This window comes from Blastococcus sp. SYSU DS0617, from assembly GCF_054051075.1.
Genome location: NZ_JBJHAO010000004.1, coordinates 234123 through 255096 on the forward strand (window position 1 = coordinate 234123; position 20974 = coordinate 255096).

Consider the following 20974-nt stretch of genomic DNA (forward strand, 5'->3'; position numbering starts at 1 on the left):
CGGTCCGCCGGGACCGGCCGGGGAGCCGGTCCCGGCGCCGCCATGGAGCGGTCAGACCCCTGCGCGCTGCATGAGCGTGCCGCGGCGCAGGTACACGAACCACGTCACCGCCACGCAGGCGACGTAGAAGCCGCAGAATGCGAGCAGCGCCGTCTCCACGCCGCCGGTGGCGCCGTAGGACTCCGCGACCGTCCGCGGGATGAAGACCGCGCCGAGGGCACCGACCGCGGAGATGATGCCGACGGCGGCAGCGGTGTCGCGTCGTGCCCGGTAGAGCACCTCCGCCGGGGCCTCCTCCGGGAAGGACGCGGCGGCCTCGGCCCGGTAGATGATCGGGATCATCCGGTAGGTCGACCCGTTGGTCATGCCCACGACGGCGAACAGCACCAGGAAGCTGGCGAGGAATCCGCCGAAGCTCCCCGCGCGGAGGAACAGGATGGCGGTGCCGATGGCCAGGGCCTGACCGACGAAGGTCACCACGGTGATCTTGGCGCCGCCGACGCGGTCGGCCAGCCAGCCGCCGAACGGCCGGGACAGCGATCCGACCAGCGGGCCGAGGAAGGCGTAGCGGTAGGTGTCGGCGGCGAACTCGTTGGCCAGCACCAGCGGGAAGGCGCCGGAGAAGCCGATGAAGGAGCCGAAGGCGCCGATGTAGAGGAACGCCATCACCCAGGTCTGCTTCCGGCGGGCGATGGCGGCCTGGTCGGCGACGTTCGCCTTCGCCCCGGTCAGGTTGTTCATGCCGAACCAGGCGCCCAGGACGGCGAGCACGATGAACGGCACCCAGATCAGCGCCACGTTCTGCACGTACCGCGCGTCGCCGCCCTCCGTCGTCCCCGTGCTGCCGCCGACGAAGGCGATGGCTCCGGCCGTGACCGCCAGCGGCCCGACGAGCTGGATGATCGCGACGCCGATGTTGCCGCCGGCGGCGTTCAGGCCGAGCGCGAACCCCTTCTCCTTGTCCGGGTAGAAGAAGGAGATGTTCGCCATCGACGAGGCGAAGTTGCCCCCGCCGAAGCCGCAGGTGATGGCCGTGAGCACCCAGAACCAGTACGGCTGGTCGGTCGTCGCCGCGACGGTGAGCAGGGTGACCGGGATCAGCAGGAGGGCCGCGCTCACCACGGTCCAGTTCCGGCCGCCGACGAGGGCCGGCATGAAGGTGTACGGCACGCGCATGATCGCCCCGACCAGCCCGGCCGTGGCGACGAGCCAGAACAGCTGGTCGCTGGTGAAGCCGTAGCCGATCGAGGCCAGGACGGCGGTGGCGATGCTGAACATCTGCCACACGCTGAAGCCGATGTTCTCGGCCAGGACCGACCACGCCAGGTTCCGCCGCGCCACGGGACGGCCCTGCGGGGACGCCCAGAACGCGGGGTCCTCCGGGTTGTAGTCGTCGATCCAGCGGGAGCCGCGACGGGTGGCCGGTGCTGCGCCCGACGGCGGAGCGGCGACCGGTGGGGCCAGGTCCCCGTCGGGGCGGACGGTCGGGGTGGAGGTCATGGCGGAACGCTAGGAACGGGGCATTTCCCCGGCGCCGCAGGCGCGTGACCACTCGGGAACGGTCCGCTCACCCACGGTGCGCAGCTGGTGTGAGGCTGTCGGTGGGGAGTGCCACGATGCGGGCATGACGATCGAGGTGCGGCCGGCGAGCGTGTTCGAGGACGTGGCGACGATGGTCGGGCCCAAGCGGGCCGACGCCCAGTCGTGCTGGTGCCTGAGCTACCGGCTGATGTCGTCCAAGGAGAACCAGGCGCTGGTCGGCCCGGCGCGCGGCGAGCGGGTGCGCGAGCTCGTCGCCGAGGAGCCGCGCCCGGGCGTGCTCGCCTACGAGGGCGACGAGGTCGTCGGCTGGGCCGCGGTGCACCCGCGCGCCGACACGAGCTTCGCGAAGAACCGTCGGATCCCGCACGTCGACGACCTGGACGTCTGGGCGCTGTGGTGCGTGCGGGTGCGGCCCGGCCACCGGGGGCAGGGCATCGCCCACTCGCTGGTCGCCGGCGCCGTCGAGTACGCGCGTGCCTGTGGCGCGCCCGCGGTCGAGGCCTACCCGGTCGACAACGACGGCGCCAAGGTCGACCTGACGATGGCCTACGTCGGCACCCGGAAGCTGTTCGAGCGGGCCGGTTTCACCAAGGCCGCGGACACGACGTCGGTCCTCAACGGCTTCCCGCGCGTGCTCATGCGGCTCGACCTCCGCTGAGCGCTACCGCTCAGACGGACAGGCGGTAGCCGCGCTTGACGACGGTGCCGATGAGGGGTGCCCCCAGCGCGGCCCGGAGCCGGGCGACCGCCATCTCCACGGCGTGCTCGTCCCCACCCCCGGGCAGGCTCCCGACGAGCTCGGCCCGGGCGACGACGTCGCCGGGGCGGCGTGCCAGCGCGCGCAGCACGGCCATCGGCCCGGGGGCGAGCTCGACCACCCGGCCGTCGACGACGGCGGCGTGCCCGCGGACCTGCAGGGAGTGCGGCCCGAGCCGGAGCACCGGATCGCGCTCGGGGAGCCGGGCCACCACCTCGCGGGCGAGGGCACCCAGCCGGGCGCGCTCGGGCTGGCGGGTCGGGATGCCCGCGGCCTCCAGCGGCCCCGCGGTGACCGCACCGACGGCCACCGCCAGCACGCGGTCCCGCAGTGCGGCGACCAGCTCGTCGCGCCGGCCCAGCTCCTCGGCGACGGTGAGCAGGCTGGCCGCCGCCGGTGCACTGGTGAACGTCACGGCGTCGACGGTGCCGGCCGCCACGGCGGACACCAGGCGGTGCACCGGGGCGACGTCCTCGGGCATCACCCAGCGGTAGACCGGCACCGTGAGCACCTCGGCGCCGGTGTCCCGCAGCCCCGCCACCAGGTCGGGCAGCGGGTCCCCGTGCAGCTGGACGACGATGCGCCGGCCCGCCAGGGGTCCCTCGGCGCCCGACAGCAGGTGGCTGAGCACCTCCGCCGACGACTCCGACTCCGGGGACCAGGCGTCGACCAGGCCACCCCCGCGGATGGCACCCCGCGCCTTGGGCCCACGGGCCAGCACCCGGGCGCCGCGCAGGTGCTCGACCAGCGGCAGGTCCCACGCGTCGGCGGCCTCCAGCCAGCCGCGGAAACCCACGCCGGTGGTCGCCACGACCAGGTCGATCGGCTGCTCGAGCACCCGGCGGGTGGCGGCGACCAGCTCCGTGTCGTCGGACAGCGGGACGATGCGGATGGCCGGCGCGTAGACCACCCGTGCCCCGCGCCGGTCCAGCAGGGCGCCGAGCTCCTCCTTGCGGCGGGCAGCGGTCACCGCCACCGTGTAGCCGGCCAGGGGTAGCAGCTCCGGGGCGTCCGGATCGGCTTCGGTGTCGCTCACGTCGTCCCCCTCGTGGCCGGCGGTCGGCCCATGGTGCGGCTTCGGCGTTACCGGCATGTGTCGTCCAGGGTGCGCTGCGGGCAGAGGTGACCGGAGTCACCGGGGGTCGGCGCGGTCAGCGGGCGGCCAGGGTCCAGGTGGGCACCGGACCACCGCTGCCGACGACGAGACCGCGGCTGGCCAGCAGCCGCAGGTGCGCGTCGGTCTCGGTGACGGCGAAGATGCGCATCCGCCGCTCGTACTGCTCCCACGGCCGCGACCAGGTGAGGTAGGCGGCCAGCTGCCACGGCGTCGCGTGCGGGTGCGCGGCGATGGCGGAGAGCAGTTCGGCCAGCCGGTGCTCGTGGTGCGCGGTGAGCGAGTCGACGCGGTCGGCCAGCCCGCGGAAGCGCCACTCGTGCGCGGGGAGCACCTCGTCGGCGTCCAGGTCGCGGACGGCGGCCAGCGAGTCGAGGAAGTCCCGCAGCGGATCGCCGGCGCGGGCGTTGGTCGAGATGTTCGGGCTGATGCGGGGGAGGACGTGGTCGCCGGAGAAGAACAGGCGGGTGTCCTCCTCGGCGAAGCAGAGATGGCCGGGCGTGTGCCCCGGAGTGTGGACGGCGCGCAGCCGCCAGCCCGGGAAGTCCGCGTGCTCGCCGTCCTCGAGCAGCCGGTCGGGCACCGCCATCGACGTCCAGCTGCCCATGTTCTCCGCGGGGCCGACGTCGGACACGGCCTCGTCGCGGTCGGCGCCCAGCCCGACCAGGAACTCCACCTCGGTGTCCACCGCCTGCTGCGCGCCGGCGGTCGTCAGGCCGTGCACGGCGGTGGCGTCGGCCGGGTGCATGGCGATCCACGCGCCGCTGGCCTCGCGCACCCGTCCGGCCAGGCCCAGGTGGTCGAAGTGCAGGTGGGTGACCAGCGCCCCGCGGACGTCGGTGATGTCACCGCCGATCGCGGCCAGCCCGCCGGTGAGCGCGACCCACGACTCGTCGCTGCCCCAGCCGGTGTCGATGAGGCCCAGCCCGCCGCCGTCGAGGGCGAAGGCGTAGATGCTGTTGTAGCGCAGCGGGTTGTGCGGGATGGGTACCGGGATGGACCACAGATCGGCCCGCAGCTGCTCCACCGGGGGCAGCTCGCGGGCCTGCCAGGCGGCGTGCTGGGCGGTGCCGGTGATCTCCACGTCAGGCCACTCTGCCAGCCGCGGGCCGTGCGCCGGCTGTCACCATGGGGGCATGCCGGGTCCCGCCCCCACCGTCCCCGTGACCGTCACGGCCGTGCCGCGCCGGTTGCGGCTGCTGCTCGCCGTCCTCGCCGGAGTCGTGCTCCTGGTGGCGGCGGTGGTGGCGCTGTCGCTGCCCTCGACCACGAACACCGTCGTGAACTACGGCGTCGTCGACCAGGTCGCACTCGCCGGGCTCGGGCTGCTGCTCGCGGTGGGCGTGCTGTTCCTGGGCCGGTCCCGCGTGGACGCCGATGCCTCCGGTATCCGGGTGCGCAACCTCTTCATCCGCCACGAGCTGCCCTGGCGGTCGGTGCGGGCGGTGCGTTTCGAGCGGAAGTCGGCCTGGGGGTCGCTGGCCCTGGAGAACGGCGACGAGGTGTCGCTGCTGGGCCTGCAGGCGGTCGACGGCGAGTACGCCGCGCGGGCGGTCGAGGGGCTGCGGGCCCTGCACGCCGCGGCCCGGGCCGACGACCCGGTACCGCCGCCCCTGCTGTACGACAACTGACCGCGACCTCCCTGCTGCGGGACGCGGGGGACCGGGAATGACCATGGCGGGCGGGACGCTGTAGAGTGGGCGTGCCTCCCCCCGCTACATGAGGCGCGCGAACCAACCAGCGGCCCCGCCCCGGGCCGCTGATCCAAGAGGAGCCCGCTCCCACCTGACGCCGTCCAGGCACTCAGGTCCCCGGATCGCGAGAACCGGCTCCGGTCGGTTGTCGTAATTCCGCATGCGTCCCCGGACGTGTGCGGCACCGGAGAGTGGGCCCCGTGAGCTGATGCTCGCGGGGCCTTCGTCCTCTCCGGCGCCGGGACGGGTGAGCTCCTCACAGGCAAGAGCAGAGGAGAGGCCATCACCGAGCCCCGCATCAACGACCGTATCCGCGTTCCCGAGGTCCGGCTGGTCGGACCCGAGGGCGAGCAGGTCGGCGTCGTGTCGATCGGCGAAGCGCTGCGACTGGCCCAGGACTCGGAGCTCGATCTCGTCGAGGTCGCTCCCATGGCCCGGCCGCCGGTCTGCAAGCTCATGGACTACGGCAAGTTCAAGTACGAGTCCGCCCAGAAGGCCCGCGAGGCCCGGCGGAACCAGGCGCTCACCGTCATCAAGGAGATGCGGCTGCGCCTCAAGATCGACCCGCACGACTACGAGACCAAGAAGGGCCACGTCGAGCGCTTCCTCAAGGGCGGCGACAAGGTCAAGATCACCGTGATGTTCCGTGGCCGCGAGCAGTCGCGACCGGAGATGGGCTACCGGCTGCTCCAGCGGCTGGCCGCCGACGTCAGCGAGCTCGGCGTCGTCGAGTCCAACCCCAAGCAGGACGGACGGAACATGGTCATGGTGATCGCACCCCATCGGAACCAGGCCGCCACCGACGCAGCGCGACGCAGCGCGAAGCAGGAGAAGGCCTCGGCGTCCGAGCCGGCGAACGACCAGCAGGCCGCGCAGGCCTGACCGGGCGCCCGATCCACCGCACGACCGCAGACGGCCGGTGCCGGCAGCAGCTCCGTGCTGCAGCCGGCAGCGACATCCAGACGAACAGGACGAGGGACATGCCGAAGCAGAAGACCCACAAGGGCACGGCCAAGCGCGTGCGCGTGACCGGCTCCGGGAAGCTGGTGCGCGAGCACACCAACAACCAGCACAAGTTCGAGGTCAAGTCCTCGAGCCGCAAGCGCCGCGTGAGCGGCATCGGCGTGCTGTCCCCGGCCGACGCGCCGCGGATGAAGAAGCTCCTGGGCCTCTGAGCGTCCTTCCACCACTGACACCTAGATCGACAGGAGCACTTCCGTGGCACGCGTGAAGCGGGCGGTCAACGCCCAGAAGAAGCGCCGCACAGTCCTCGAGCAGGCCAGCGGCTACCGCGGGCAGCGTTCGCGGCTGTACCGCAAGGCCAAGGAGCAGATCCTCCACTCGGCCACCTACAACTACCGCGACCGCAAGGTCCGCAAGGGTGACTTCCGCAAGCTGTGGATCACCCGGATCAACGCCGCCGCGCGTCAGAACGACATGACCTACAACCGGTTCATGCAGGGTCTGAAGCTCGCCGGCATCGAGCTGGACCGTCGCGTCCTGGCCGAGCTGGCGGTCAACGAGCCCGCCGCCTTCGCCACCCTGGTGGAGTCCGCCCGGGCCGCCCTCGCCGCGAACCCGCAGGCGACTGGCGCCCAGGCCGCCTGAGCCCGACGCACCCTCCGACGCCGCCGGTGTCCGGCCCTCCGGGGTCGGCACCGGCGGCGTCGGTGTCTGCAGGCCGCATCGCGGCCACATCGCCGATCTCGTCGCCATGGGCCGTGGGACGTGACCACATCGCCGATCTCGTCGTGAGGGGAGGGACCACATGAGCGAGCTGCTGACCGAGCGGTCCGCCCGGATCGTGGCCGCCCGCAAGCTGGTCCGCCGCGCCGGCCGCGACGCCGCGGGCCTCTTCCTCGCCGAGGGGCGGCAGGCCGTCGTCGAGGCGCTGGCCGACCCCACCGCCGTCCGCGAGGTGTTCGCCACCGAGGCGGCTGCCGCGGCGCACCGCGAGCTGCTCGACTCCGTCGCCGTGCCGGTCCGGCTCGTCACCGAGAAGGCGGCGGCCGGGCTGTCCGAGACGGTCACCCCCCAGGGACTGGTCGCCGTCTGCGGGCTGCGCGACGTGCCCGCCGACGACGTCCTGGCCGCCCCGCCCGGGCTGGCGGTGGCGCTGGCCGAGCTGGCCGACCCGGGCAACGCCGGCACCGTGCTGCGGACGGCGGATGCCTGCGGTGCGGGCGCGGTGGTCTTCGGCGCGGGCTCGGCCGACCCGTACGGGGGCAAAGCCGTGCGGTCCAGCGCGGGGAGCCTGTTCCACCTCGACGTCGTCCGCAAGGCGCCGCTCGAGGAGTTCCTGCCCGGCTGGCAGGCCGCCGGCGGCACGGTGCTGGCCGCCGACGGCGGCGGAGAGCTCGCCCTCGACGCGGCGGCCGCCGAGGGCCGGTTGGCCGGGCCGGTGCTCTGGCTGTTCGGCAACGAGGCGCGCGGGGTCCCCGCCGGGCTGGCCGCGCTGGCCGACGCCCGGGTGCGCATCCCGATGCGCGGCCGGGCGGAGAGCCTGAACCTCGCCGCCGCCGCAGCGATCTGCCTCTACACGACCCAGCTGGCCCAGGCCCGCTAGATCAGCTGCGCACGCTTCCAGAGCCGCTCCGAGGGGCCGCCGATCAGCCCCACGTCGCGCAGGAACGCCACCAGCCCGGTGGAGGCCTCGCGCAGCTTGGCCGCGTAGTGCTCGTTCGCCCGCGCGGCGGCCTTCGCCGTCGCCGGGTCCAGGCCGACCGAGGCGTACACCTCGGGCTGCACCAGGTTCTCCGCGACGATCGCGGCCACCGCGGCGACGACGGTGCGGTGCTTGCGCAGCTGCCACCGCGAGAGCTCCGGCGTCCGGCGGGCGACCTCCTCGCGGGCGAAGCGCATGTGCCGTGCCTCCTCGACGACGTGGATCTGGCTGGTCGCGCGGGTGAGCGGCTGGACCCGCTCGTCCTTCATCAGGTCGCGCTGGAAGATGTCCAGGATCTCCTCGGCCACGAGGATCGCCGCGTAGGCGGCCGGCCCGTCGCCCTTGGCGGCGAACGCCTTGCCCAGGCGCAGGATCCGCTTCGGCGGCTGGTAGGACGGCGCACCGAAGGTCTCGGCCGTGCGGGCGAACATGACCGAGTGCCGGCACTCGTCGGCGATCTCGGTCAGCGCCCACTGCACGTGCGGCTGCGCCGGGTCGTCGCCGTAGATGTCGCGGAGGATGAGCTGCATGAGCAGGCACTCGAACCAGATGCCGACGCCGGAGATGGAGCAGTACTCGTGCACCGTGAGCGTGACCCGCTGCTCCTCGCTGAGCCCCTCCCACAGCTCGGTGCCGTAGAGGCTCGACCACTCCGGGGACAGGCCGTACAGGTGCGCGGGGATCGGTGCGTCCCAGTCGATGTCGACGACCGGGTCGTAGGACTTCTTCGCCGCCGAGCCGAGCAGCCGCGCGGACAGCGCCTGCCGGTCGACCGGCGCCTTGCGCGTGGCGGAGTCGTGGGCGGCGGTGGCGGAGGGCAGTGTGGCGGTCATCAGCGGTCTCCCTCGGGCGTCGAGCGGGGCTGTCAGGAAAGGTAGTTGTTACGGTGAAACACATGCAACCCGCAGTGCTCGGCGAGTCGCAGGAGGCCCCGCCCGCAGCGCCGGACGCCCCGCCCTCGGACGCCCCGCCCTCGGACGCCCCGCCCTCGGACGGACGGCGGGCCCGGTGGACCGAGCACCGGCGGGCCCGGCGCGAGGATCTGGTCACCGCCGCTGTCGAGGCCGTGCGGCTGGCCGGCCCCGAGTTCGCGGTGGAGGACGTCGCGCGCAGCGCCGGGGTCTCCAAGACGGTCATCTACCGGTACTTCGGCGACAAGGACGAGCTGGTCGACGCCGTCCTCGGCCGCATCTCCGAGGCGATCCTGCTGCCCCGGCTGATGGGTGAGCTCGTCGCCGAGCGCGCCGACGACCGGGCCCAGCTGCACGCGGTCATCGCCGCCTTCGTCGCCCTCATCGAGGACGAGCCCGCGCTCTACCGGTTCGCCTACGCCCACGCGGGGCGTTCCGGGCGGGCCGACTTGGTGGCCGCCACCGAGCGGGAGATCTCCGAGGCGCTGGGGGTGCTGATGGGCGAACGGCTGGCGGCGGCGGGGCGGCCGGCCGATGCGGCGATGACCTGGGCCTACGGCGTCGTCGGCATGGTCCAGCTCGCCGCGCACTGGTGGTCGGCGGCACGCACGGTGACGGCCGCCGAGCTGGTCGACCAGCTCACCGAGCTGGCCCACGGCGGGCTCGGCGCGCTGCTGCCGCCGACCCGCTGACCGACCGCACCCCACCCCGACACCGGAGGAGACGATGAGCGAGCACGACGAGCCCGAGGGGTACGCGGGCGAGGTCACCGTGGTCGTCGAGGGAGAGCCCGTCCGCACCGCCCGTGCGGTGCTCGGCGCGCGGTTCGACCCGCTGGCGGGCTCGGTGGTGTGGTCCGGGCGGATCGCGCTTGCGCTGCCGGCTCGCACCCGCCTGGAGCTGACGACGCCGCACGGGAGCGGGCCGGCCGAGGCGACCGAGTCCGACCCGTGGGGCAACACCCGCGTCACCGGCGTCGGCCGGCCGCCCTTCCCGGTCGAGCTGCTCGACGGCGCCGCCGAGGTCTGACCCGGGTCAGCGCTGCACGGCGGTTCCGGTCGCCGCGGCGCCGAGCAGGCCAGGGACGTCGTCGGCGTCGGCGGGGCACAGGGCGCTGCCCACGCGCACGCCCAGCACGACCTGCTCACCGGCGACGACGAACGGGGTGCTCATCGCGTCGGCCAGCGCGCCGGCGATCCGGGCGGTCTCCCGGGCCGCGCCGGCCGGGGCCAGGCACGGGACGGCGGCGGCGAAGCGCCCGGCACCCAGCCGGCCCGCGAGGTCCCCGTGGCGCAGCCGCCCGCGCAGCCGCTGGGCGGCGGCGCGCAGGACGTCGTCGGCGGCCACGCGACCGAACCGGTCCGCGACGGCGTCGATGCCGTCCAGGTCGACGGTGAGGACGCCCAGGACGTCGCCGCCCCCGCGCGCGTTCCAGGTGGCGACCTCGAGCAGCTCCTCGGTCCGCAGCCGGCCCGGGAGGCCGGTGACCGGATCGGTGGCGCCGAGGCTCTCCAGGTGGGCCCGGTGGTCGGTCCCGGCGACCCGCGGGCGCGGGATCGGCGGACGCGGGATCGGCAGGGGAGCGGAGGCCGCCTGCGGGGGTGCGGGGACCGCACGACGGGGAGCCGCCGGCAGCGCTCCGGCCGGGCGCGGCGCGACCCGGGAGAGCAGCGCCCGGGCCGCCCGGACGACCGTGGTCCGCTCGTAGGTGAGGGCGTACTCGAACTGGCGGTCCATGTCGGGGCCGGTCGAGCCGAGGTCGCGGGCCAGCAGCGCCGCCGAGAAGTGCGGGCCGAGGACGACGACGTCCCACTCGTCGCGCACCGGATCGGCGGGGGCCAGGGTGGCGCCGCGGATGCCGGGCAGCGGCTCGGTGTCCAGGCCCTCCCCGACGGCGCAGACGAAGCCGGTGGCCTCGGCGAGCTCCGCGTACCGACGCTCGGTCGCGGGGGTCACGTGCCGGGCCTCCTGGAAGGTGGCGGCGACGACGCAGGTCTGCCCGACGCGCACCGCCTCGCGCTCGAGCTGCTTGCTCAGCTCGACCAGCAGCGACTTCGGGGAGCTGCGCAGCCGGGTGTCGTCGGGCAGGCAGCCGAAGGGGGAAGCGTCGCCGGGCCGGTCGACGTCGACCGGCTCGGGGGAGGGCAGGAAGAGCTCGGTGGAGGGACGGTCGAGTGCCGGAGCCCGCTCGGGGCGGCCGAACAGCCACCCCTGCCCGAGGCTGGCCCCCAGCGACCGGGCGGTGGCCAGGTGCTCGGCGTTCTCGATGCCCTCGGCCAGCACCAGGGCGCCGGTGCTCTCGGCGTAGGCGTTGACCGCGTTCATGACCTGGGCGACCGCCGGGCCGGGGCGGCCCTGCACCAGGCGCAGGTCGAGCTTGACCACGTCGGGCCGCAGCAGCGGCATGAACGACAGCGACATCGGATCGGCGCCGACGTCGTCCAGGGCGATGCCCCACCCGAGGGTGCGCACGCGCTCGACGGTGCGCAGCAGCTCCGCCGGCCGGGCGGCCAGGGCGCGCTCGGTGACCTCGAGGACGACGCGCAGCTCGCGGGGCGCGGTCTCGGCGATGGCCAGGAGGTCGGCCAGGGGGGCGCTGTCCAGCACGTCGGGCTCGACGTTGACGAAGACCGTGGTGGGCGCGAGCAGGCCGTGGGCGACCGCGGCCCGGAAGGCCGCGGCCCGGCACGCCTCGTCGAGCTCGGCCAGCCGGCCGGCGGAGCGGGCGGCGGCGAACATCGCGTCCGGGCGCTCCAGCGGTCCCTCCGGCCCTCGGGCGAGCGCCTCGTAGGCGACCACGCAGTCGCTGTCGAGGTCGACGATGGGCTGGAAGACGCTGCGCACGCCGCCGTCCAGCACCCGGTCGAGGGCGGCGGCGAGGGCGTCGGGGAGGTCCGTGTGCACGTCGTCCCATCGGCCGGTCGCCGGTGCCGGCCAAGCCGAGCGCGGTCACCCCACCCCGAAGGGGGAGGCCGGCCGCGCCCGGCGTTTCGTGCCGCGGGGGCCTCAGCGCGCCGTCACGGCTCCCCGCGCCGTCGTCTTGCACCGGTACATGTCGACGTCCGCGCGGTGCAGCAGGGCGGAGAACTCCTCGCCGTCAGCCGGGTAGACCGCCACCCCGACGCTCGCGCCGACCATGACGCTGCGGCCGGCCACCTCGATCGGCGCCCCGAGGGCGGCTGCCAGCCCGTCGGCCACCCGCCGGGCCTCCACGGCGGCGCTGTCCGGGGCCAGCCCGGTCAGCGCGACGAGGAACTCGTCGCCACCCAGCCGGGCCAGCAGGTCGGCGCGGCGCAGGCGCCCCCGCAGGGTCCGGGCGACCGACTGCAGCACCTCGTCGCCGGCCGCGTGACCCAGCTCGTCGTTCACCGCCTTGAAGCCGTCGAGGTCGACGAACAGCAGCGCGACGGTGTCCGAGCCGCTGCGTGCGTCCCACACCGCGGCCTCCACCTGCTCCTCCAGACGACGCCGGTTCGGGAGCCCGGTGAGGGGATCGGTGTGGGTGAGCACCTCGATCCGGTCCAGGGAGGCCCGGTTGCGGTCGCGCTCCTGCAGGAGCGCCCGCTCGGCGGCCACGCGGGCGGAGACGTCGTGCTGCACCCCGATGTACTGCACGAGGACGCCGTCGGAGTCGAGGACCGGGGCCAGGTGGATCTCGTTCCACCACGGCTCGCGGTCGGTTCCGCGGAGGTTCAGGACCGTCTCCCGGATCTCCTCGCCGCGGTCGATGGCCGCACGGATGCGCGCCACCGCGGCCGGGTCGGTGTCGGGTGACTGCAGGAACCGGCAGTTGCGGCCCAGGACGTCCTCGCGTGACAGTCCGGCCAGCGTCTCGAAGGCGTCGTTGACGTAGATGAGCGGCTGGTCGGGCAGCCGCATGTCGGCGATCGTGACCCCGCTCGTCGTCGCCGCCAGGGCGCTGCGCAGGAGGGCGTCGCCGTCCGGTCCGACGTGGTGCCGTGCCGGCGAGGCGCTCAGCGCTCGCACCGGGCGCTCCGGTGCGACCGGCACGGCGGCGTCGGCGCGCGGGACGACGCGGGTCAGCAGCGCGTGCGCGGCCCGGATGACGGTCTCGCGGTCGTAGGTCAGGGCGTACTCGAAGCTGCGCTCCAGGTCGGGTCCGTCGTCGCCGAGGTCATGGGCCAGCAGCGCGGCGCTGAAGTGCGGGCTCAGCACGACGACGTCCCATTCCCCGCGCACCGGGTCGGACGGGTCGAGGGCGGCACCGCGCACACCCGGCAGGGGCTCGACCGGTAGGTCCTCACCGAGGGCGCACACGAAACCCGTGCGCTCGACGAGGTCGCGGTAGCGCTGGATGGTCGAGGGCGTGAAGTGCCGGGCCTCCTGGAAGGTGGCGGCGACGACGCACGTCTCGCCCAGGCGCATGGCCTCCCGCTCCAGCTGCTTGCTCAGCTCGATCAGCAGCGACTTCACCGAGCGGCGCAGCGGTACGCCGGCGGGCAGGCAGGCGAAGGGGGAGGCGTCGACGGCCGCGGGCGCCGGGGCCGCGGGGAGCCCGAGCCGGCCGGTGAGGAGACCGGCGGCGGCACCCGGTCCGGGGCGGCCGAACAGCCATCCCTGCCCGAGGGTGGCGCCCAGGGCCCGTGCGGTGGCCAGGTGCGCTTGCGTCTCGATGCCCTCGGCGAGGACGAGGGCCCCGGTCCGCTCGGCGTGCGCGTTGACCGCGTTCATGATCTCGGCGATCGCCGGTCCGGGCCGGTTCTGCACGAGGCTCAGGTCCAGCTTGATGACGTCGGGGGAGAGCAGCGGCAGGAAGGCCAGCGACATGGAGTCGGCCCCGACGTCGTCGACCGCCACGGCCCAGCCGAGGCTGCGGACGCGCTCGACGGTGCGCAGCAGCTCGGCCGGGCGCGCGGCCAGGGCGCGCTCGGTGATCTCCAGGACGATCCGGAGGTCGCGCGGGGCGCCCTCCGCGATCGTGAGCAGGTCGTCGAGCGGGGCGCTGTCGAGCACCTCCGGCTCGACGTTGACGAAGACGGTGAGCGGGGCGAGCAACCCCTGCTCCACCGCGCCGCGGAAGGCCGCGGCACGGCAGAGCTCGTCCAGCTCGGCCAGCCGGCCCGCCGATCGGGCCGCGGCGAAGAGCAGGTCGGGGCGCTCCAGCGGACCCTGCGGCCCGCGCGCGAGCGCCTCGTAGGCGACCACGCGCCCGGTGTCGAGCTCCACGATGGGCTGGAAGACGCTGCGCACGCCGCCGGGAGCCAGCGCTGCCTCGAGCGCGCTCTCCGGGTTCTCCGAGAAGGGGTCCACGTCCCCCCATCGGCCGGCGGGTGATTCCAGGTGAGCCGGCGCGGCGGCTCACCTCCCATGGGGGGAGACGTCAGCCCGGCAGCGTGATCAGCACGACCGCGGTGGCCGCCGTCAGCAGGCCGGTGACCTGCGCACCGACCAGCCGCTCGCGCAGGACGAGCTGGGCCAGGACGACCGTGCTCACCGGGTAGAGCGACGCGAGGACGCCGGTGATCGCCAGCTGGCCGTCGGCCTGGGTGGCCAGCAGGAACAGCGCGTTGGCCGTCATGTCGCCGACGCCGGACGTGGCGACCAACGGCAGTGCGGCCCGGGTGACCCGCAGGGAGCGCCTCCCCGCGAGGGCGATGCAGACGACCAGCCCCACGGAGGCCACGCGGGCCGTCACCAGCGGGGTGAGGCCGGCGTCGGCCGAGGTCCGGTCGAGGAGCACGAAGAACAGGCCGAACATGCTGCCGGCCAGCAGCGCCGGGGCCAGGGCGGTCGGCCGGGCTGCCCGCAGCGCGGCCAGGCCGCTCTCCGCGGACACGAGGACGACGGCGACCAGCGCGAGCGCGATGCCGATCCCGGCCCACGTCCCGACGGCCTCCCCGCCGGCCAGGCCGACCAGGACCGGGACGGCGGCGGCGGTGACCGCGGTGACCGGCGCGACGACGCTCATCACGCCTCCGGCCAGGGTGCGGAAGAAGATGACCAGACCGGTGGCGCCCGCGAGACCGGCGGCGGCGCCCCACGCCAGATCGGCGGAGCCCACCGGGCCGCCGAGCCAGGGGAGGAGCGCGAGCAGCGCTGCCAGGCCGATCACCTGCGACAGGGCGACCACGCCGAAGACCGGCGTGCGCCGGGTGGCCAGCCCGCCCAGGAAGTCCGACGCCCCGTAGACGACGGCCGAGGCCAGCGCCAGGACCACCGCCACGACCGACCTCCGGGTTCCGCGGTCCGCCGGGTGCGCGACCGGGCACGTTGTAGCACCCGCCTCCGACCGGCCGGCCCGGGTGGCGACCACATCGCCGATCTGGTCGCGAACCGGCCCGCATGGCGACCACATCGCCGATCTGGTCGCCAACAGGCCCGCATGGCGGCCACATCGCCGATCTGGTCGGCGCATCGAGGACGCGGGGTGGAACCCAGGCGCGGACACGATGTCCCGGCGGGCAGAATGGCCTCCCGTGTCTGGCGCCAACGATCCCTACGACCCCAAGCAGGTCGCCGCCCTCTCCCCGGAGGCCCTCGACGGGGCGGTCGACGCCGCTCGGACGGCGTTCGCGCAGGCCGCCGACCTCGAGGGGCTGGCCGCCGTGCGCCCGGCCCACCTCGGGGACCGCGCGCCGGTGCTGCTGGCCCGCCGGGAGCTCGGCGCCTTGCCCCCGGCCGCCCGGTCCGACGCCGGCAAGCGGGTGAACGCCGCACGGATCGCCGTCACCGACGCCTACGCCGCCCGGCTGGCCGAGCTCGAGGCCGAGCGCGACGCCCGGGTGCTGGCCGAGGAGCGGGTCGACGTGACCCTGCCCTGGGACCGCACCCCGCGCGGCGCCCGGCACCCGCTGACGACGCTGACCGACCGGATCGCCGACATCTTCGTGGGCATGGGCTACGAGGTGGCCGACGGCCCCGAGCTCGAGGCGGAGTGGCTGAACTTCGACGCGCTCAACATCGGCCGCGACCACCCGGCCCGCACGATGATGGACACCTTCTTCGTGGCGCCGGAGGACTCCGGCCTGGTGCTGCGCACCCACACCAGTCCCGTGCAGGCGCGGACGATGCTCTCGCGCACGCCGCCGATCTACGTGGTGGCCCCGGGCCGGGTCTACCGGACCGACGAGCTCGACGCGACGCACACCCCGGTCTTCCACCAGGTCGAGGGCCTGGCGATCGACCGCGGCCTGACCATGGCCCACCTGCGCGGCACGCTGGACCACCTGGCCCGGATCCTGTTCGGCGCCGACGCGGTCACCCGCTGGCGCCCGTCGTACTTCCCGTTCACCGAGCCGTCCGCGGAGTTCGACGTCTGGTTCCCCGAGCACCGCGACGGCCCCCGCTGGGTCGAGTGGGGCGGTTGCGGGATGGTCAACCCGCGGGTGCTGGTCGCCTGCGGCGTCGACCCCGACGAGTACTCCGGCTTCGCCTTCGGTCTCGGCATCGAGCGCGCCCTGCAGTTCCGCTCCGGCGTCGGCGACATGCGCGACATCGTCGAGGGCGACGTCCGGTTCACCACAGCGTTCGGAGTCGAGCAGTGAGAGTCCCCATCGGCTGGCTGGCCGAGTACGTCGACGTCCCCGCCGGGACGTCGGTCGAGGACCTCGACACCGCGTTCGTGCGTCTGGGCCTCGAGGTCGAGGAGATCCACCGCCCCGAGCAGGTCACCGGCCCGCTCGTCGTCGGCCGGGTCGCCGACATCGAGGAGCTGACCGGCTTCAAGAAGCCCATCCGGTTCTGCCAGGTCGACGTGGGGGAGGAGGCTCCCCGCGGCATCGTCTGCGGCGCCCGGAACTTCGCCGTGGGTGACACGGTCGTCGTCGCGCTGCCCGGCGCGGTGCTGCCCGGCGGGTTCGAGATCGCCTCGCGGAAGACCTACGACCGGATCTCCGACGGGATGATCTGCTCGGTGCGCGAGCTCGGCCTCGGCGAGGACCACGCCGGCATCCTGGTGCTGGGCGGCGAGGGCGCCGACGTCCCGCCGCCGGGCACGCCCGCCGGCCCGGTCACCGGCCTGGACGACGTCGTCATCGAGCTGGCGGTCACCCCCGACCGCGGCTACTGCCTGGCCATGCGCGGCATCGCCCGCGAGATGGGCACCGGCCTGGGTGCCCCGTGGCGCGACCCGGGCGCCGCCACGCCGCCGGCCTGGTCCGGCGCTCCCGCCTGGCAGGTCACCGTCGCCGAGCCGGAGCGCTGCGACCGCTTCTCCATGCTGGCGATGGAGGGCCTCGACCCGACCGCGCCGAGCCCCTGGTGGCTGCGCCGCCGGCTGGCCCAGGCGGGTGTCCGCAGCATCTCGCTGGCCGTCGACGTCACCAACTACGTGATGCTCGAGCTCGGCCAGCCGATGCACGCCTTCGACCGGGACGCCGTCAGCGGTCCCATCGCCGTCCGGCTCGCCCGCGAGGGCGAGAAGCTCACCACCCTGGACGGCACGGTGCGCTCGCTGTCGGCCGACGACCTGCTCATCACCGACGACTCCGGGCCGATCGGCCTGGCCGCCGTGATGGGCGGTGCGACCACCGAGATCGGTAGCGGAGGGGACAGAGCGACGACGTCGATCTTGTTGGAGGCAGCGCACTGGGAGCCCACCGGCGTCGCCCGCACCGCCCGCCGGCACCGGCTGCCCAGCGAGGCGGCCAAGCGCTTCGAGCGCGGCGTCGACCCGGAGATGACCGTGGTCGCGCTGGCCCGCGCCGCCGACCTGCTCTCCGAGTACGGCGGCGCGACCGTCGTGGGCGGCGTCGTCGACCTCGACACCCGGGGGCCCCGGCCGCAGATTCCGCTGGACGCCGCGCGCCCCGTACGCACCGCCGGGGTGGCGTACTCGCCGATGCAGGTCGTCGAGCTGCTCACGGCCGTGGGCTGCTCCGTCGACGGGGACGGCACCGACCTGCTGGTCACCCCGCCGTCCTGGCGTCCCGACCTGACCGACCCGGCCGACCTGGTCGAGGAGGTCGTCCGGCTCGCCGGCTATGACGACATCCCGTCGGTGCTGCCGACGGCGCCCCCGGGGCGCGGCCTGACCGACGTGCAGCGCCGCCGCCGGGCGATCGGCCGGGCCCTCGCCGAGACCGGCTATGTCGAGGCGCCGTCCTACCCGTTCGTCGGGACGCCGGCCCTGGACGCGCTGGGCCTGCCCGACGACGACGAGCGCCGGCAGCTCGTGCTGGTGCGCAACCCGCTGTCGGAGGAGGAGCCGGCGCTGCGGACGACGCTGCTGCCCGGCCTGCTGGCCACCCTGGCCCGCAACCTCTCCCGCGGGCAGCGCGACCTCGCGCTGTTCGAGCACGGCGCGGTGTTCCCCGGCGGGGTGCGCACGCCCGCGCCTCTCCCCGGCGTCGAGGCCCGCCCCGACGACGACACGCTCGCCGCGCTGCTGGCCGCTGTGCCCCGGCAGCCCTGGCACGTGGCGGTGGCCCTGGCCGGCAACCGCGAGCCGCGCGGCTGGTGGGGCGCCGGGCGTCCGGCGACCTGGGCCGACGCCGTCGAGGCCGCCCGCCGCGTCGCCGCCGCATCCGGAGTCGAGCTGGCCGTCCGGGCGGGGGAGCGGGCGCCGTGGCACCCGGGTCGCTGCGCCGAGCTGCTGGTCGGCGACGTCGTCGTCGGGCACGCGGGCGAGCTGCACCCGCGGGTGTGCGCCGCGCTGGAGCTGCCGGCCCGCACGTCGGTCATGGAGCTCGACGTGGACGCGCTGCCCGCGGCCGCGGTCGCCGTCGGCCCGCACATCTCGGCCTTCCCGCCGGTCCTCCAGGACCTCGCGTTGATCGTGCGGGACGACGTCCCGTCCGCCGCGGTGGCCGCCGCGCTGCGCGAGGGTGCCGGCGAGCTGCTGGAGTCGCTGCGGCTCTTCGACGTCTACACCGGTGCCCCGGTGCCGGCCGGCTCCCGGTCGCTGGCGTTCGCGCTGACGCTGCGGGCGCCGGACCGGACGCTGACCGGTGAGGAGGCGGCCGCCGTGCGCGACGCCGCGGTCACCGCTGCCGCCGCCGCGACCGGTGCCGAACTCCGTGCCTGAGCTGTCCGGGGTCGCCCTGGTCACCGGGGCGTCGACCGGCATCGGCCGGCACCTCGCGGAGGGGCTGGCGGCCCGCGGCATGGCGGTGGCCGGGCTCGCCCGGGGTGAGGAGCGGCTGCGGACGGCGATGGACGAGGTCGCCGCCGCCACCGGCGGCCGCACGCTGGCCGTGGCCGCCGACGTCACCGACCGCGCCTCGGTGGAGGAGGCGGTCGGCGTGGTGCGCGAGGAGCTCGGGCCGATCGCGCTGCTGGTCAACAACGCCGGGCTGATCGACGAGTTCGAGGTGCCCGTCTGGGAGGCCGACCCCGACCAGTGGTGGGACGTCGTCTCCAGCCACGTGCGCGGCGCGCTGCTGACCGTCCGGACGGTCGTGCCGTGGATGGTGCTGCGCAACAGCGGCCGGATCGTGAACATCGCCAGCGGCATGAGTACCCGGGCCAACCCCGACTACTCGGCCTACTCGGTGGCCAAGACCGGGCTCATGCGGCTCACCGAGTCGCTGGCGGCCGGGCTCGAGGGCTCGGACGTGCGGGCGTTCGACGTCGCACCCGGCGTGGTGGACACCCCGATGACCCGCTCCATGCACATGTGGGAGGGGTTCACCGACTGGACGCCGCCGGAGCGGGTGGTCGAGCTGATCGCCGCCATCGCCGCCGGTGAGCTCGACCAGTGGTCGGGCCGGTTCGTGCGCGCCGGCAAGGACGAGCTCGACGTCCTCCGCGCGACCACGCCCGAGGACGCCGCCCGGCAGCTCCGCCTGCAGCCCTACGGCGACACCGACCCGGTCGCCTGAGCCCGCCGGCGTCAGCCGACCGTCGCCAGCGCCAGCGGGGCGATGTCCACGGCCACCGGTACGTCCGCCTCCAGCTCGACGAGCTCGCCGTCCAGCTGCAGCGGCATCGGTACGAGCGGCGTGAAGGCGTAGTGGGTGACGCTGGGCTGCGGGCCCAGGCCCCGCGTCGCCGCCCGGATCGCCGTGGCCAGCGACCGCAGCCGGCCGGTGCGCCGCTCGGTGATCACCTCGAAGCGGCCGTCGTCCGGGGCGCCGCCGTCGCTGAGCTTCGCGTACTTCGCCATCTCGGCGATGTTGGCGAACACCAGGCTGTCGATCCGGTGCCGTCGACCGTCCTCGGACCGGATGGGGAAGGGCCGGAAGCGCCAGAACCCGCGGACCACCGACACCATTTCGCGCCACGACCCCTTGCCGCCCTTCTCCAGGTCGACCGCGACCACCGGTGTCAGGCCCACGCCGATGTAGGAGTGCGCGTACCGGGCCTCCGCGGTCTCGCCCGTGCCGAGGGTGAGCCGGAGCAGGTCGATCCGCCGGACGTCCCCGGCCACGATCGCGTCCGCGAGCGGTCCCTGCCGGGTCGTGCGCCGGTGGTCGTTGGCGTTGCCCGCCGCGTGCACCGCGCAGACGGCCCGGTCGTTCGCGGCGTCCATGACGCCGTTGACGACCTCGTTGTAGCCGCCGTCGCCGCTCACCGAGACGACGAGAGGGCTGCCCGTCGCGGCCGCCTCCCTGGCCAGCTTCCGGGCGTGCCCCGCGTGCTGGGTGGGCGAGAGCTCCGAGGGCACCCCCGGCAGCCGCGCGGCGAGGTCGTCGCGGAGCTCCTCCGCCCGTTCCTCCGCGTCGCCGGTGCTCTGCGGGTTGAAGATGATGACGATCCGGTCGAAGGAGCTCACGTCGGGGCGGATGCCCAGGTCGCGGACCGGTAACCGGATCGCGCCGGCCGCCCGGCGGCGCGAGGACCGGCGCCGGCGCGCTCAGCAGGTGAACACCGACCAGCAGATCTCGTTCCGCACGCGCTGGTCGTCCAGCACGAGGTCGCGGACCGCGTCCGGGAGCTGGTCGCGCTGCCAGCGGCACTCGGCCTGTCCCGCGGCCTCGCTCTCGCCGGCCGGCGCGGCGGCGCGGACCGCCTTGATCGCGTAGGCCGCCGCGCCGAGGTCGTGGGCGGCGACGTGCGCGACGGCACCGGCCTGTCCGGCCGCGTACGCGGCATGCCGTGCGGCCCCCCGCAGGTCCCTCGCCGCCCCCATGGCATGACCGCCCGCGGCACGGGCCGCCATCATGCCGACCTCGCCCCGCACCCAGGCGCGGGCGGCCTCGATCGCTGCGCGCGGCCTCCCGTCCTCGGGCCGGACCGCCTCGAAGAGAGGGAGGACGTGCTCCGCGCAGGCCGCCGCCCACAGCGCGAGGAGCTGGTGGTCCGCATCGGAGAGCGTTCCGCCGCGGCGGACGGTGACCAGGCGGGGATCCCGGACCGTCGGCAGGATCATGGCCGTCGTTCTACCGCAGG

At 74.9% G+C, this 20974-nt stretch carries 20 protein-coding genes; 11 read left to right on the top strand and 9 right to left on the bottom strand.

Annotated features, from left to right (window positions below; translation table 11 throughout):
* Positions 1-51: 51 nt before the first annotated feature.
* Positions 52-1500 carry an MFS transporter gene (locus tag ACI793_RS07400; protein ID WP_456605729.1) on the bottom strand — a complete coding sequence of 483 codons (1449 nt, stop codon included), beginning with the start codon at positions 1498-1500 and terminating at the stop codon, positions 52-54.
* Between the two features lie 124 nt (positions 1501-1624).
* On the opposite strand from ACI793_RS07400, the gene ACI793_RS07405 reads away from it, so the two are divergent.
* The gene (locus tag ACI793_RS07405; protein WP_456605730.1) at positions 1625-2200 is read left to right on the top strand and encodes a GNAT family N-acetyltransferase; all 576 of its coding nucleotides are present in this window, start codon (positions 1625-1627) and stop codon (positions 2198-2200) included.
* Positions 2201-2210: 10 nt separating this feature from the next.
* Here ACI793_RS07405 and ACI793_RS07410 read toward each other — a convergent pair whose 3' ends face one another.
* Together ACI793_RS07410 and ACI793_RS07415 are read right to left on the bottom strand one after the other, a co-directional pair.
* The gene (locus ACI793_RS07410; protein ID WP_456605731.1) at positions 2211-3335 is read right to left on the bottom strand and encodes a uroporphyrinogen-III synthase; all 1125 of its coding nucleotides are present in this window, start codon (positions 3333-3335) and stop codon (positions 2211-2213) included.
* Between the two features lie 115 nt (positions 3336-3450).
* Positions 3451-4497 (bottom strand): MBL fold metallo-hydrolase, encoded by a 1047-nt coding sequence (locus tag ACI793_RS07415; protein ID WP_456605732.1) that lies wholly within the window; start codon positions 4495-4497, stop codon positions 3451-3453.
* Positions 4498-4549: 52 nt separating this feature from the next.
* Between ACI793_RS07415 and ACI793_RS07420 the strand changes: the two genes are divergently transcribed.
* The 5 genes from ACI793_RS07420 to ACI793_RS07440 all read left to right on the top strand — a co-directional run bounded on the left by ACI793_RS07420 (position 4550) and on the right by ACI793_RS07440 (position 7673).
* Entirely contained in the window at positions 4550-5044 is a 495-nt protein-coding gene (locus ACI793_RS07420) for a PH domain-containing protein (protein WP_456605733.1), read from the top strand.
* A 360-nt stretch (positions 5045-5404) separates the two neighbouring features.
* The gene (gene infC / locus ACI793_RS07425; protein WP_456605758.1) at positions 5405-5989 is read left to right on the top strand and encodes a translation initiation factor IF-3; all 585 of its coding nucleotides are present in this window, start codon (positions 5405-5407) and stop codon (positions 5987-5989) included.
* A gap of 98 nt (positions 5990-6087) precedes the next feature.
* Complete coding sequence (gene rpmI / locus ACI793_RS07430; protein ID WP_040336545.1) at positions 6088-6282, top strand: 50S ribosomal protein L35; 195 nt, start codon at positions 6088-6090, stop codon at positions 6280-6282.
* A gap of 43 nt (positions 6283-6325) precedes the next feature.
* Positions 6326-6715, top strand: a complete 390-nt coding sequence (gene rplT / locus ACI793_RS07435) for a 50S ribosomal protein L20 (RefSeq protein WP_091769824.1) — start codon at positions 6326-6328, stop codon at positions 6713-6715.
* Between the two features lie 160 nt (positions 6716-6875).
* Positions 6876-7673, top strand: a complete 798-nt coding sequence (locus ACI793_RS07440) for a TrmH family RNA methyltransferase (RefSeq protein ID WP_456605734.1) — start codon at positions 6876-6878, stop codon at positions 7671-7673.
* Here the strand turns inward: ACI793_RS07440 and ACI793_RS07445 are convergent.
* A complete protein-coding gene (locus ACI793_RS07445; protein WP_456605735.1) occupies positions 7670-8605 on the bottom strand; it encodes an AurF N-oxygenase family protein in 936 nt (311 codons plus the stop codon). The two genes, ACI793_RS07440 and ACI793_RS07445, sit on opposite strands and share 4 nt — an antisense overlap.
* 62 nt (positions 8606-8667) lie before the next feature.
* On the opposite strand from ACI793_RS07445, the gene ACI793_RS07450 reads away from it, so the two are divergent.
* Together ACI793_RS07450 and ACI793_RS07455 are read left to right on the top strand one after the other, a co-directional pair.
* Positions 8668-9375 carry a TetR/AcrR family transcriptional regulator gene (locus tag ACI793_RS07450; RefSeq protein WP_456605736.1) on the top strand — a complete coding sequence of 236 codons (708 nt, stop codon included), beginning with the start codon at positions 8668-8670 and terminating at the stop codon, positions 9373-9375.
* Between the two features lie 34 nt (positions 9376-9409).
* A complete protein-coding gene (locus ACI793_RS07455) occupies positions 9410-9712 on the top strand; it encodes a DUF4873 domain-containing protein (RefSeq protein WP_456605737.1) in 303 nt (100 codons plus the stop codon).
* A gap of 6 nt (positions 9713-9718) precedes the next feature.
* Here ACI793_RS07455 and ACI793_RS07460 read toward each other — a convergent pair whose 3' ends face one another.
* The 3 genes from ACI793_RS07460 to ACI793_RS07470 form a co-directional block, all read right to left on the bottom strand.
* On the bottom strand, positions 9719-11587 hold the full coding sequence (locus ACI793_RS07460) for an EAL domain-containing protein (protein ID WP_456605738.1): 1869 nt from the start codon (positions 11585-11587) through the stop codon (positions 9719-9721).
* A gap of 102 nt (positions 11588-11689) precedes the next feature.
* Positions 11690-13954 (bottom strand): EAL domain-containing protein, encoded by a 2265-nt coding sequence (locus ACI793_RS07465; protein ID WP_456605739.1) that lies wholly within the window; start codon positions 13952-13954, stop codon positions 11690-11692.
* A 70-nt stretch (positions 13955-14024) separates the two neighbouring features.
* On the bottom strand, positions 14025-14867 hold the full coding sequence (locus ACI793_RS07470; protein ID WP_456605740.1) for an EamA family transporter: 843 nt from the start codon (positions 14865-14867) through the stop codon (positions 14025-14027).
* A gap of 253 nt (positions 14868-15120) precedes the next feature.
* Between ACI793_RS07470 and pheS the strand changes: the two genes are divergently transcribed.
* From pheS to ACI793_RS07485, 3 genes are read left to right on the top strand one after another with little or no spacing between them, the layout of a single operon-like run.
* A complete protein-coding gene (pheS, locus tag ACI793_RS07475) occupies positions 15121-16188 on the top strand; it encodes a phenylalanine--tRNA ligase subunit alpha (protein WP_456605741.1) in 1068 nt (355 codons plus the stop codon).
* On the top strand, positions 16185-18668 hold the full coding sequence (gene pheT / locus ACI793_RS07480) for a phenylalanine--tRNA ligase subunit beta (RefSeq protein WP_456605742.1): 2484 nt from the start codon (positions 16185-16187) through the stop codon (positions 18666-18668). The genes pheS and pheT overlap by 4 nt, the downstream gene beginning before the upstream one ends.
* On the top strand, positions 18661-19464 hold the full coding sequence (locus ACI793_RS07485; RefSeq protein WP_456605743.1) for an SDR family NAD(P)-dependent oxidoreductase: 804 nt from the start codon (positions 18661-18663) through the stop codon (positions 19462-19464). The genes pheT and ACI793_RS07485 overlap by 8 nt, the downstream gene beginning before the upstream one ends.
* Positions 19465-19475: 11 nt before the next feature.
* Here the strand turns inward: ACI793_RS07485 and ACI793_RS07490 are convergent, their stop codons facing one another.
* A complete protein-coding gene (locus ACI793_RS07490) occupies positions 19476-20357 on the bottom strand; it encodes a diacylglycerol/lipid kinase family protein (protein WP_456605744.1) in 882 nt (293 codons plus the stop codon).
* A gap of 81 nt (positions 20358-20438) precedes the next feature.
* Positions 20439-20954, bottom strand: coding sequence for a putative immunity protein (locus tag ACI793_RS07495; RefSeq protein WP_456605745.1), 516 nt, complete (start codon positions 20952-20954; stop codon positions 20439-20441).
* Positions 20955-20974: the final 20 nt, after the last annotated feature.